The sequence below is a fragment of the Mesorhizobium sp. M1D.F.Ca.ET.231.01.1.1 genome, assembly GCF_003999155.2.
Taxonomy (GTDB): domain Bacteria; phylum Pseudomonadota; class Alphaproteobacteria; order Rhizobiales; family Rhizobiaceae; genus Mesorhizobium.
Genome location: NZ_RZOZ02000003.1, coordinates 229462 through 243027, shown reverse-complemented (window position 1 = coordinate 243027; position 13566 = coordinate 229462). Strand labels below are relative to the sequence as shown.

Annotated in this window: 8 protein-coding genes; all 8 read right to left on the bottom strand. The window is 66.3% G+C overall.

Annotated features, from left to right (window positions below):
* Positions 1–14 precede the first annotated feature (14 nt).
* Complete coding sequence (locus EN874_RS10615; RefSeq protein ID WP_127424736.1) at positions 15–1532, bottom strand: malonyl-CoA synthase; 1518 nt, start codon at positions 1530–1532, stop codon at positions 15–17.
* 270 nt (positions 1533–1802) lie between these two features.
* Positions 1803–2546, bottom strand: coding sequence for a GntR family transcriptional regulator (locus tag EN874_RS10605; protein WP_168247440.1), 744 nt, complete (start codon positions 2544–2546; stop codon positions 1803–1805).
* Between the two features lie 263 nt (positions 2547–2809).
* Positions 2810–3487, bottom strand: coding sequence for a ribulose-phosphate 3-epimerase (rpe, locus tag EN874_RS10600; RefSeq protein WP_127424734.1), 678 nt, complete (start codon positions 3485–3487; stop codon positions 2810–2812).
* A 194-nt stretch (positions 3488–3681) separates the two neighbouring features.
* Entirely contained in the window at positions 3682–7410 is a 3729-nt protein-coding gene (locus EN874_RS10595) for a DUF11 domain-containing protein (RefSeq protein WP_127424733.1), read from the bottom strand.
* Complete coding sequence (locus EN874_RS10590) at positions 7407–9383, bottom strand: hypothetical protein (protein WP_127424732.1); 1977 nt, start codon at positions 9381–9383, stop codon at positions 7407–7409. The genes EN874_RS10595 and EN874_RS10590 overlap by 4 nt, the downstream gene beginning before the upstream one ends.
* A gap of 365 nt (positions 9384–9748) precedes the next feature.
* Positions 9749–10690 carry an alpha/beta hydrolase gene (locus tag EN874_RS10585; protein ID WP_127424731.1) on the bottom strand — a complete coding sequence of 314 codons (942 nt, stop codon included), beginning with the start codon at positions 10688–10690 and terminating at the stop codon, positions 9749–9751.
* 12 nt (positions 10691–10702) lie between these two features.
* Positions 10703–11485, bottom strand: a complete 783-nt coding sequence (locus tag EN874_RS10580; protein WP_127424730.1) for a carnitinyl-CoA dehydratase — start codon at positions 11483–11485, stop codon at positions 10703–10705.
* Positions 11478–13556, bottom strand: a complete 2079-nt coding sequence (locus EN874_RS10575) for an acetate--CoA ligase family protein (RefSeq protein ID WP_127424729.1) — start codon at positions 13554–13556, stop codon at positions 11478–11480. Before EN874_RS10575 ends, EN874_RS10580 begins: the two co-directional genes overlap by 8 nt.
* Positions 13557–13566: the final 10 nt, after the last annotated feature.

Here is a 13566-nt window from a genome sequence, read left to right as displayed (position 1 = left end):
GTCGTCAGCCGGCGCTATTTCGCCGCGTAGATATGCTTATACGTCTCGCGCAAAACGTTCTTCTGCACCTTGCCCATCGTGTTGCGCGGCAATTCGTCGACGAAGATCACCTGCTTCGGATGCTTGTATTTCGCCAGCCGCCCGGCGATGGCGTTTGCAATATCGGCGGCGTCGATCGTCGAGCCGGGCTTGCGCACCACGACCGCCGTGACGCCTTCGCCGAAATCGGGATGCGCGACGCCGATCACCGCGCTTTCGCTGACGCCTGCAAGCGCGTCGATCTCGCTCTCGATCTCCTTCGGATAGACATTGTAGCCGCCCGAGATGATCAGATCCTTGCCGCGACCGACGATATGGACATAGCCGTCGGCGTCGATCAGCCCGAGATCGCCGGTGATGAAGAAGCCGTCGTCGCGGAACTCGGCTTTGGTCTTCTCCGGCATACGCCAATAGCCGACAAAGACGTTCGGCCCTTTCACCTCGATCATGCCGATCTCGCCCTGGGCCAGCGGCTTGCCGTCTTCGGGATTGGTGATGCGCAGCGACACACCGGGCAGGGGAAAGCCAACGGTGCCGGCGCGCCGCTCGCCGCCATAGGGGTTGGACGTGTTCATGTTGGTCTCGGTCATGCCGTAGCGTTCGAGGATGGCATGGCCGGTGCGCTCGCGCCAGGCATTGTGCGTCTCGGCAAGCAGCGGTGCCGAGCCGGAGATGAACAGCCGCATGTGGCTGGCCGCGTCCTTCGTCAGGCCATCCTGCTGCAGGAGCCGCACATAGATGGTCGGCACGCCCATCAGCGCGGTCGCGCGGGGCAGGAGCGAGATGACGCGGCCGGGGTCGAATTTCTGCTCGAACAGCATTCTGGCGCCGGCCATCAGGACGACGTTGGTGGCGACGAACAGCCCGTGCGTGTGGAAGATCGGCAGCACGTGGATCAGCACGTCGTCGGCGTCGAAGCGCCAGTGCCCGGTGAGCACGCGCGCGTTGGAAGCGAGGTTCTCGTGGCTGAGCATCGCGCCCTTGGAGCGGCCGGTCGTGCCTGACGTGTAGAGGATGGCGGCAAGATCGTCGGGGCCGCGCGCCACATCGGCGAAATCCGTCGGCTGCAGCGCGGCGCGATCCGCAAGCGTACCCCGCCCGTCGCGGCCAAGCGTCAGCGTCGCGGCGCCCGCGGATGCGGCAAGCGGTTCGATGGCGGGTGCCTTTTCCGGATCGCAGACGACCAGCCGCGGTTCCGCGTCGCGAAAGAAATAGTCGAGCTCGGGCAGCGTATAGGCGGTGTTGAGCGGCAGGAAGACGGCGCCGGCGCGCAGACAGGCGAGATAGAGGAGCAAGGCCTCCGACGTCTTCTCCACCTGCACGGCGACGCGATCGCCGGGCTGGACGCCCGCTTGCGTCAGCGCGTGCGCATATTGCCCGGACCTCGCCAGCATCTCGCCATAGGAGATCGAGCGCCCGTCATCCGTTTCCATCAGCACGCGGTCAGGCGCCGGCATGCTGGCCCGAAACGCGTCGAACAGGTGATTGGTCATGATTGTCCTCTGGCCCGCGGTCGAAGAATGCATCGGCCTGGCCAGAGCGAATATCAGATTTGCCTGCCAGAGCAATTCCAGGAAAAGTGCGTAGCGGTTTTCCGTCCGGAATTGCGCAAAACAAAGAGATAGAGCAATTCCAGGAAAAGTGCGTAGCGCTTTTCCGTCCGGAGTTGCGCAAAAACAAAGAGACAAAGAGATAGAGCAATCCCAGGAAAATGCGGTGCGGTTCTCCGCCCGGAATTACGCAAAAACAAAGAGACAAGGCAGCTATTTGCGGCCGTGCGCGGCTTTGGCTGAGCCGGCTCTCGGATCGTAGCCCTGGTTGAAACGCGCCAGGCACATCTCCGCCGTCAGCCGGTAATGGCTGAGCAGGGCTTCGACGGCGCCGTCGGCGTCGCCGTCGAGCGTCCGCTCGGCAATCGTCCGGTGCTCGCCCAGCTCGTCGCGTTCGTAGCCCGGGCTACGCTGCGAGATCAGCCGGTAGCGGGAGGCCTGGTCGGAAAGCTGATCGCAAAAGCCGATCAGCCAATGCGACCGGCAGGCCGAGATCAGCGCGCGATGGAAGGCCCGGTGCAGCGTCTCCCATTCCGGATTGTTGGTTGCCGGGTCGTTGGGCTGGCGCCGCTCGGCGCGCGCCAGCCGGTGCAGGGCAAGCACCAGCTGCTCTTCCCATTCCGCCGTGCGGTGCGCAATGGATTCGCGCAATGCGCGTTCTTCCAGCCAGCAGCGCGTGCGGGTCAGCTCCTCCAGCTCGGCCGCGCTCACCGGCATCAGGAAGAAGCCTCGCTGGTCATGGCGGCCGAGCAGGCCCTCGGCGGCAAGGCGGTTGAGCGCCTCGCGCACCGGCGAGGCCCCGGCGCCATAGCGGGAGACGACCCATTCGACGCGCAGCTTGCCCTCGGCTTCCAAAGCTCCGCGCAGCAGGTCCTCGCGGAGCTGATGGTAGACCGAACTGGCCAGCGTGCTCTTGGCACCCTTGCCGTCGCCCGTATCGACGTTCCCGTATGTCAATCCAACTCCCATTGCTTGCCCCTGTTTTGCCAGGGCCCCTCGGCGAAGCAATTCCCGTACATGTATCATACAGCCGGGCACGGCCGTCTCAAAGTGGAAGATGGCGATATTCGACTTTAAGACGAGGCGGCGGCCTATTATCGAGTAAAGTAAAATCCGCTCAAAAAAAGCTGATCTTTATAGGTAGCAAGATATATATTGACCAACAGTTCAGCAACGAGATTGGATCGGCAACTTCTGCTCGAAATGCGCTGGCCGCGTATTTAGTTGGCGGCTTTGTCGGCCGCTGAGCGGATCGCCTCGATATTTGCCCGGTAGGCTTCAACCGTGCCGCCCTTGAAGACGGCGGCGCCCGCCACCAGCACATCGGCGCCGGCGGCAGTCACCTGCGGCGCCGTTTCCGGCGAGACGCCGCCGTCGATCTCGATGCGGATCGGGCGGTTGCCGATCAGCGCCTTCACCCTTCGCACCTTGTCGACGATCGCCGGGATGAACGCCTGGCCGCCGAAGCCGGGATTGACGGTCATGATCAGGATGAGGTCGAGCCGGTCGAGCACATATTCGATCGCCATTTCCGGCGTCGCCGGGTTGAGCGAGACACCGGCCTTCTTGCCGAGGCCCTTGATCGTCTGCAGCGAGCGGTCGAGATGCGGGCCGGCCTCGGCATGCACGGTTATGCCGTCGCAGCCGGCCTCGGCGAAAGCCGCCAGATAGGGGTCGGCCGGCGCGATCATCAGATGGCAGTCGAAGAAGGTCTTTGTCCGGCTGCGGATCGCCTTGATCACTGGCGGGCCGAAAGTGATGTTGGGCACGAAATGACCGTCCATCACATCGAGATGGATCCAGTCGGCGCCGGCGGCCGCGACCGCCTCGACCTCGTCCCCGAGCTTCGAAAAATCCGACGCCAGCACCGACGGCGCGATCAGGGTCTTCTTGCTCATGAAAGGCCTCTCCCGGCATCCGCTTCGGCGCGCCGGACGCGCGCCTTCCGTGCGCGTCTGCCTAGACCATCGTCCGGCCAAGGGGAAGCCTGTTTTCCGCATCGGTCAGCAGGCGCACAAATGCGCAGCTTCGGCGCTGAAAAAGAAAACCCGCCGGATCGCTCCGGCGGGTCCGTTGATTGCAGCCGACCGGACTACGGCTTGAAGTTCTGGATGTTCGCGCCTGCCGGGTCCTGCAGCACGCGCCGTGGCTGGCGCTGCGGAACCAGTTGCTGCAGGATGTTCGGATTGAGCAGCAGGTTCGGATTGATCTCCAGGCCCGGCCGTCTGCGGATCGGGAAGCAGTCCGGATACCGTCCGGTCGTCCCGACCGGGCAGCGCCGCCTGATGATCGGCTGGCAGATGCCGTCGATCATCTGCGAGCCCGGGGCGCATTCGGCGTCTTCGAACGTGCCGCACCTGCCCTCTATCACCTCCGTCCCGCGCGGGCACACACAGGCGCCGCGCTTGTTGAGGATCTGGCCGCGGATGGAGCAGCCTTGCGGCTTCTTGACCGGCGCGCAGACCTTGCCCCTGACCTCCGTTCCCTTCGGGCAGACACAATCGCCGTCGGCGTTGCGCACCTGGCCGCGGATGCGGCACTGGCTCGGTGGCTGCCTGTCGGGGGCGCAGGCCTTGGCGGCGCGGTCGAGATGCGTGCCCTTGGGGCAGACGCAGCCGTCCTGTGTCGGCACCGCGCCGCGGATCGTGCATTTCGGCGGAACGACCTGGCAGACGCCGTTCACCAGCTCGCCGCGCCGGCACACGCAATTGCCGTCCTGGTCGCGGTACTGGCCGGGGCGCAGCGTGCACTGCGGCTCCTGCGGCTCTTCGCCCTGCACGCACCTGCCGTTCTCAAGCTCGGTGCCGCGCGGGCAGACGCAGCGTCCGTCCTCGGTCCGGATCTGGCCCTTGAGCAGGACGCAGCGCTTCGGCTCTTTTGGTTCCGGCAGAATGATCACACCGCCGCCGCCGGAGCACTGGCCATTGCGGAAGGTCGTGCCTTCCGGGCAGGCGCAGCGGCCGGCCGAGTTGAGCACCATGCCGTTCGAGCACTGGATCTTCACCTCGCGCTTGATGGTGAACGGGTGGCAGGCATAGGCCTTGCCGCGATCGCCCTGGGCGTTGGCCGGCGCGCTCGACAGCACGTCGCCGCCTTGCACCGGCGTGTTCGGCGACAGCACACCGACGCAGTTCTGCCCGCTGACAGCGCCCTGCAGTTTGGCAAGGCCGGGAAGGACCACGGTGACGTTGTGGGTGCGGCTTTCGCCGGCGCCAAGCGTCAGCTTGGCGATGCAGGAGGCAGGCAGCGTCGCCGGCTCCGGCGAGCAGCCGAAGGGCGGGTCGATCGAGGTGATCGGAACGCCTTCCAGGCGGCCGACGCCGTCGATGCCGATCGCATCGCCGATGCGGACCGGACCGGAGAAGGCGTTCGGCCCGTCATTCGTGATGGTGATCTCGAACGAGCAGGGCTGACCTGGCTGGCATTCGCTGTCGCCGGTCTTCTCGACGCGGATGGTGGAAATGCTGCCGCCCTTCGCGCAGGCCTGGCCGATCGGATAGACGATGTCGTCGCCCGGCGCCGGCCCAAAGGAGCCGCGCGCGCAGTTCTCGAACACGCCGTTGCCGCTCACCGTCACGTCGAAGTGCCGGCTGGTTCCAGGCGTCATCGCGGCGCCCGGAATCCGGCAGGACAACGCGTTGGCCGGCACTGGCCCGCAGCTCCAGTCCGCGCCGTCAGGCGTCACGGTCTGGATGGCCACCGGCGTGCCGCCCGATACCAGCGTCGCGGCGTCGTTGACCCGCACCGGACCGGTGGGGGCGGCGGTGCCGGCGTTGGTGACGGTGATGCGGCAGGACACCAAAGCCGCGCCGGCGAGCGATCCGTCGCATACCTTGGTGATGCGCAGGCCGGGCTGGCCGCCGTTCGGATGGCGGATGCGCTCGCTCGCGCAGGCCTTGTTGTTGGCGAGGTCGACCTCGCCGGGAATGGCCTTCACCTCGGCGCAGTTCTCGACCCGATCCGGCCGGTAGTTTGCCGGCATCGCCGCCTTGACGACGATCGGCGTCGAGGCGCCCGGAGGCAGTGCGATGTCGGCATTGTCGCAGCGGAACCGGCCGGGGCCGTTGGGTCCGCAGGTCCAGGGCGGGCTCGGCCCGAAGGTCGAGGACGTCGGCGCGCCGCCGGGATAGGTGTCGATCACCGTCAGCGGCCCATGATAGGTGCTGGTGCCGTTGTTGATGATGTCGATCACGAAGTAGCAGGCGCCGTCCGGCGTGCAGACCGGAATGCGGGCGCGCTTCTTCAGGATCAGGTCGACCTTCTTCTCGACCGGAGGCTGGCACCGCGGATCGCGATCGCCGCGGCGGCAGATCGGGATCGAGGCGCAGCCGCGGTCGTTCTGCTGGCTGCCGAACAGCGGCTTGCCGCTGGCCTGGTAGTCATAGGCGGCGCAATTGCGCAGCACGCCGCCCTGCCAGCCGCCGGCCGGCTTGAAGCCGAGCTTGAGGTTGACGGAGGCGCCAGGGTTGAGCGTCGTTACCGGATGGGTGCAGGTCATCGGCGTCGTCCCGGGCACGCAGGCCCAGGGCGGGTTCGGTCCCGATGAAAGCGTCGAGCCGGCGGGCAGCGTCACCTCGTCGAGCACGATCTTGCCGTTATAGGGCGCTTCACCGACATTGGTCACCGTGATGGTGAAGTTGCAGCCGCCGGCCATCGTGCAGCGCGGCACCTCCGCCCACTTCTCGACCTTGAGGTCGTGCTGCTTCTCAGGCGGGCACCTAAGGTCGCGCGGAATGACGATGTCGATCGTCTGCGTGCAGCAAAGCCCCCAGCCTTCCTTCGGCCCGGCATAGGTTTCGATGCCGGTGACCACGAGATGGATGGCCTCGCCGGGCGAGGCGCCGATGATCTTCCAGTTGAGCACGCCGCCGCCGGCGGGCACTTGCTGGGTGTCGGGAAAGATGGTGATGCCGGGCGTCGTCGTCGACACCTGCACCCACTTGCCGCCCATCTCCGGGCCGACCGGCATGTGATAGATGAAGGCGCCGCCGCCGGGCACGCAATCGACCGTGCCGCGTTCGACCTTGAAGCATTCCTTGCCGGGAGGCGGAGGCGGCGGGTTGCACTTGGTCAGGTCGATCTCGATCGAGGTCTTCACGCCGGTGAGGAAATCGCCGTCGTCGGGCTTGCCCGGATCCTGCGACGGGATCGTGGTCGCCGGACCGCGCCTGAAGGCCACGTCCATCAGACCCTGGTTGTCGACCGTCGCAGGTGCGGGAAAGGCTGCATGATCTATCTTGGCCGTGATGCGGAAGGTGATCACGCGTTCGTTCGCGGCGCCGACGCCGTCGAGATTGGAAGCGCTGATGCGGAAATTGGAAACGCTCGCCGTATCGTTCGGGCCGGCCGATGTGCCGATCGAAGCAGCGGGCAGCGGCCCGCCCGAGGCGCCCGTGCCGTCGCCGACGACATCGACGCTGACGATCTGCAAGCCGTGCGGCAGCTGGTCCTTGAAGTCGAGCCTTGTCGCCTTCAGCAGGGCCGCCACGCTTGGCCTGTCGAAGTCCTGCGGGTCGCCACGGATGCCGAAGCTCAGGACATACTCGACGCTATCGCAGCTTCTCTGGGCGCCCTTCTTGGTGAAGAAGGGCACGATCCGCCCGAGCTCCGGGTTGATGCCGCGCGACTCCGGATTGGCGGCCTGGCCGGCCGCGGCCGGAGCCTTGTCTTGGGCAAGCGCCGGCAATGCCGGCGTCATGGCTACGGCGATACCGGCCGCCATCAGCCAGCGCGCCCCGCGCCTGGCGTATGACAGGGGTTTCATGATCGTCTCCATGACGGTTTTGCGCGATGCGAAGCGGGAAAGGGCGAGATTGTTCATCTGTCCCTCCTCGGCGCTTCGCAGCCGACGGCCGGCGTTCTCAGCGGCAGCGTCATCTTGCAGCAAGGATAGTAGCCGCCCTTGTCCTGGTCGGACTTCCTGTAGAAGCAGAGCCCGACATTGACGGTGTCGCCCGGGTCCTGGCCGGTGATGTCGATCGTGTATGGCTTGCCCGGCGCATGCGACATGGGGGATGTCACCCCGACGCCTGGCGTCTTGGACCACGCCTTGATCGAATCGCCGCCGAAGCCGGCATGGTCATGGATATAGAGGTCGGCCTGCAGCCCGCGCGGCGTGCAGAAATACTGGACGTCCTCGATATCGATGCAGGGAGGCGGATTGCCGGGCGGCGGGAAGTCCGGCGGATAGAAGGGAGGCAGGAAGCCGCCGGGGATTTCCTCATAATAGCCGGCGCGGCCCTCGCAGGGGCGCCACACCCTGACGTCGCCGACATGGCCCTGGACGTCGGGGTCTTCGAAATAACCGTCGAAGTCGACGAACCATGAGCCGAAGGGCGGCACGTTGGCCGGCTTGACCAGCGCGCTCGGCGTCAGCTGCACGCCATGCACGGCGAACGGCCCGCCGCCGGCGAGCCGCTCGGCAAGCTCCGGATTGTCGCGCAATTTGTCGCCGGTGTTGACCACCGTGTCGGTGCACACCGAGGCGTCGAGATTGCCTTCGCCATCATAGCGGTACTGCAGGTCGACGCCGCCGGCCGACTGGCGGTTGCCCTGCGGGAAGCCGACCGCATATTCCTGCGGCACCTCGACCCAGACCGATTCCGTTGCCGGATCGTCCGGATCCTCGCGCTGGTAGCGAATGACCCCGCCTTTTCCGGAATCGGCGAAGCGGCTGTAGTCGTAGCGGTTTTCCAGCGGGCCGCGCTGCGCCAGATACATGAAGCCCTTGTTGTCGAAGGCGAAATCGGTGACGGCATAGTCCTGGTCGGCCTTGACCGTCAGCTCCCAGCGCGGATCGCCGCTAAAGCTTCCGTCGCTCGCAATGCCGACCGACCAGATTTCGGCCTTCTCGCCGACGGAATAGTAGAGCCGGCCGCCATGATAGGCGACAGCCCAGACGCGGCGCGCATCCTGGGTATAGCCCCAGGTCGCGGTGTCCTCGCTGTCGAAGGCGGCGGCCTGGATGTCCATGACGGCGCCGTCGTCGGCGACCGGGGCAAGCCCATGCGCCGGGCGTCCGGCAACGCCATGGTCGAACGTATCGATCAGATTGCCCTCGATGTCGATGCGGTGGATCAGGCCGGTGTCGAGGTCCGATGCGAAGAACTCACGGTGGGTCGGATCGAAGGCGAGGTTGCCGATGCCGGGACCGCTATTGGTGTCGATGTCGGCGAATTTCGAGACGGCGCCCGAAATGCCGTCGATCTTCCAGATCGTGCCCGGGCCGCCGCCGTTTTCGGTGCCGAACTGGCCGTCCATGAAGACGGCGCCCGCGGCGCCGCGGCGCTGACGCTCTGGCCTGCCGTCATCGTCGGCATCCGGCGTGACGATCTCGACGCCATGCAGCGAGGTCGCCGCAGCATAGAGGTTGGGGATGCCCGACGGCACGCCGTCGCGCACGCCGTCGTCATAGGTGAGGCCGAACACCTCGCCGATCTGGCTGGCCGTCACCTCGAAAGGCGGCGGCGTGTAGACGAGCTGGCCCGCGGCCGGGCCGCCGAGCCGCGAGACGTCGAAAATACGCAACGAGGCCTGCGAGGTGTCGATGAAGGTTTCGTCGACCGGGTCGACGCCGGGCGGCAGGCCTTGCTCAAAGTCGGGGATGACGGTGCCGGGAAAGCCGGTCACCGCCATCGAGCCGGGATAGATGATCTGCGTTTCCTGTGCCCTTGCCGTGCCGCCGAGCCAGAGGCCGGCGGACAGCGCCAGGGCGACAATTCCGCTGGCTGTCGTTATCGCGCGGCGCACACCGCGGGCGCGAGAAGCCACGAACGAGCCGCGGTCGCAAAACATTGAACTCCCCCCGAAGTCTTCGGAAGAACCATCGTTTTCGCCGCGCAAATCAGGGCAAGGCGCGGCGTTCCGGCTCGTTCGTCCCTGATATAATTGTCTGTTTTCCGCTTGGTCACGATACGACGGCTGCCTGGCAGGGTCAACGGAATCAGCCGAAAGCCCAGCGCATCGACCCCATCCCGAAGGCGATGGTCGCGCTGGGCTCTTGTTCTTCCCGGAGACCACCGAATCTCGGGGTTTCTGGTCATTTGGGCGTTCCTTTCCGGTCCCGTGCCAAAGCGGCGCCTGGCCGTCAGTCGCGGGCTGACGCGGAAAGGTTCAATGCGAAGGATGGGCGGAAGAGCGGTCCTTGCCGCCCGGGAAGATCACCAGATCCAGTCGCCCCTGCCGAGCGCCGACACCGCCTCGACGATGCGGGTGAAGCTCGACCGTGCCCGGCCGACCGTGTGCCGGGCTCTCAGATAGCCATGCACAAGTCCCGGCTCCTCGAACCAGTAGGCATGACCGTCGGCCGCGACGACACGGTCGCGATAGGCTTCGCCGTCCGAGGACAGCGGATCGCATTGCGCGGTGATCAGCACGGTCGGCGGCAGATAGGCGAAATTGGCATCGGCGAGCGGCGACAAGGTGATGTCGCCGGTCCGGTCCACGCCGCCGGTGCGGATGTTCAGATAGAATTCGATGTCGCGCACGGTCAGCATCGGCGCCTCGGCATGCGTGATATAGGAGCCCCGCGAGCGGTCGCCGCCAAGGCTCGGATAGATCAGCACCTGGCCGACCGGCTTCTTCTTGTGGCCGCGCGTGGCATGACTGACGGCGGCGCAGAGATTGCCGCCGGCGCTGTCGCCGCAAAGCACGACCGGGCAATCGTACGTTCCTGCCGTCCACTCGTAGGCGTCCATGACGTCGTCGAAAGCGACAGGGTGCAGATGTTCCGGTGCCAGCCGATAGTCGACCGAGACAACGTCATAGCCGGTGCGGGCGCAAAGCTCGGCGCAGACATCGTCATGGCTGTGCAGCCCGCCGAGGATGAAGCCGCCGCCATGGACATAGAGCACCATGGCTGCCTTGCCCGGCTCGGCATTGCGATAGATGCGTATCGGGATGCTGTTTGTCGGCGTCGTAATGGCGGTCGTTTCCGCCGTCACGCCCTCCGGATAGCCGGCGAAGAACTCGCGGCACATCCGGTCGTAGACCGCGCGCTGCTCCGCGATCGTGTAGCCGATCGTATCCGGCGGATAATAGGAATTGGTCTTCTCGATGAAGGCCCAGGTCTCGGCGTCGATCAGGCTTTTGTAGTCGGTCATGGGCGCGAAAGACTACTTCCCTTTCCACACCGGGTCGCGCTTTTCGGCGAAAGCCCGGAACCCTTCCATGTTGTCCTCCGAGCCGTAGAGGATATCGACCGTCGGCAGCTGGCGCCGCGTCACCTTGTTCATCGCCTCCTGGAAGGTCAGCGCTTCGGCCACGCGCGCCGTCTCCTTGATCGCGGCGAAGACCAGCGGCGGGCCGCTGGCGAGCAGCCGGGCGATCTCCCAGACGCGATCCTCGAGCTTTTCCTTGGGTAGCACCTCGTTGACCAGGCCCCAGCGATGCGCTTCCGCCACATCCATCCAGCGGCCGGTGAACAGAAGGTCCATGGCGATATGGTAGGGAATGCGCTTCGGCAGCTTGATCGTCGCCGCATCGGCAAGCGTTCCGGCGCGGATTTCGGGCAGCGCGAAGGAGGAATGGTCCGACGCGTAGATCAAGTCGCAGGAGAGCGCCAGCTCAAAGCCGCCGCCCACCGCCATGCCGTTGACGCAGGCGATCACCGGCTTGTTCAAGTCGCGCAGTTCCTGCAGCCCGGCAAAGCCACCGACGCCATAGTCGCCGTCGACCGCATCGCCGCCGGCGGCCGCCTTCAGGTCCCAGCCGGCGCTGAAGAACTTGTCGCCGGCGGTCTTGACGATGGCGACGCGCAAGCCGGGATCGTCGCGGAACGCCTTGAAGGTCTCGCCCATCAATCGCGAGGTCTTCAAGTCGATGGCGTTGGCCTTCGGCCGGTCGAGTGTGACCTCGAGGATGGCGCCTTCGCGGCGGGTGGTGATGACGTCAGCCATTCGTCTTTTCTCCAAGCACCAGCAGGGTATCCGCGATCCAGGTGCCCTTGCCTTCGGCGCAGACGATCAGCGGGTTGATGTCGAGCTCCTCGATCTCGCCGGCGTTCTGCTGCACGAAACCGGCAATGCCGGCGATCGCGTCGATGGCGGCCTGGACATCGGCCTTCGGCCGGCCGCGATAGCCTTCGAGCAGCGGATAGAGCTTCAGTCCCCGCAGCGCCGCCTCGATGTCGTCGCGGGTTGCCGGCAGCATCAGGGTGACGCTGTCGCGCAACAGCTCGACCAGCACGCCGCCGGTGCCCAGCGTCATCACCGCGCCGAACATCGGATCGCGGGTGAAGCCGACGATCAATTCGGCCACGCCGTCGCGCACCATGCGCTCGGCATAGAGCCCGGTGCCGAGCGGCAGGAGGTCATGCGCCGCGTTGCTGACGGATTCGGCGTCCTTGAGGTTGAGCCGCACCGCGCCGACTTCCGACTTGTGGGTCACGCCCAGCGCCTTCAGCGCCACGGGGAAGCCGAGCGCCATCGACGAGATCACCGCCTCGACCGCGTTGGCGGCGCGCTCGCCCTTCGGCACCGGCAGGCCAGCCCCGATCAGACGCGCCTTAGCCTCGGCCTCGTCGGGCGTGACATGGCCGCCATCGGTCGCGCCTGCGGCCGTGGTGTCTACCGGCTGCGCCTGCGGCTCGCGCCAGGCCCAGCCGATGAAGGCGGCCGCTTGCGCGGCGTCCATCGCTTCGGAAATGCCGAACAGCGGCACCATGCCCCGCGCCATCAGCCCGGCGGTGTATTCTTCCGGCAGGTTCTCCGGCAGTGAGGAGACGATCGCGCCCTGCGCCCGGTTGGTCTTCAGCGCCGCCTCGAAGGCGCGCAGCGTCGCCCACCAGTCGGTGTCCGAGCAGCGGTCGGGGCGCGGGAAGTCGAGCACCAGCATGTTTAGGTCGAAGCCGCCCGACACCATGGCGGTGAAGGTGGCCGTCATCGCCGGCTCGTTGTTCCAGATGAAGGTGTGGTAGTCGAGCGGATTGGCGACCGCGACCAGCGGCCCGAGCGTCGACTTGACATGGGCCCGGTGCTCGGAGGTCAGTGTCGGGAAATGCACCCAGCGCCCTTCGGCGCTGTCGGCCATCACGGAAGCTTCGCCGCCCGAGCAGCTCATCGACGACAGTTTGTAGCCTGGCAACGGTCCGGTGATGTGCAGGAGCTTCAGCGCCTCGATGAAGGCGGGAATCGATTCGACGCGCGCGATGCCGAGCCGCTTCAGGAAGGCGCCCGAGGCGGCGTCCGAACCGGCCAGTGAGGCGGTGTGCGAAACCGTCGCCTGCCGGGCTTGTTCCGAGCGGCCGACCTTCATGGCGATGATCGGCTTCTTCAGCTCGCGGGCTCGGGCAGCCAATCTCTCGAAGCCGGCTACCGAGTCGAAAGCCTCGATATGCATTCCGAGCGACGTGACGCGCTCGTCCTCGATCAGGCCGAGCGCCATCTCGGAAAGGCCGGTCTGCGCCTGGTTGCCGGCCGTCATCAGGAAGGCGATCGGCAGGCCGCGCTTCTGCATCGTCATGTTGATGGCGATGTTGGAGGATTGCGTGATGATGGCGACGCCCTTGCCGCCCTCGGGCAGCCTGATGCCGCCATGCTGGTCGGGCCACAAAAGCGCGCCGTCGGCATAGTTGATGAGACCGTAGCAGTTCGGGCCGATGATCGGCATCTCGCCCGCGGCGGCCACGAGCTCGGCCTGCAGCCGCTCGCCGTCCTCGTCATAGGCCTCGGTCTCGAGGAAGCCGGCGGCAAAGCAGACGGCGGCGCCGGCGCCGCGCTCGGCCAGCGCCTTGACGACCTCGATGGTGAGATGCCGGTTGACGCCGACAAAGGCCGCGTCCGGCGCGCCGGGCAGGTCGGTGACGGAGCGGTAGGCCTTGCGGCCGGCGACCTCGTCCTTGGTCGGATGCACCGGCCAGATCTCGCCGGCAAAGCCCATCTTGATCGATTGCGCGACGACGGCGGCGGCCTGCGCCCCGCCGAACACGGCGATCGATTTCGGGCGCAGGAGACGTTCGAGCTTATGCATGGTCATCTTT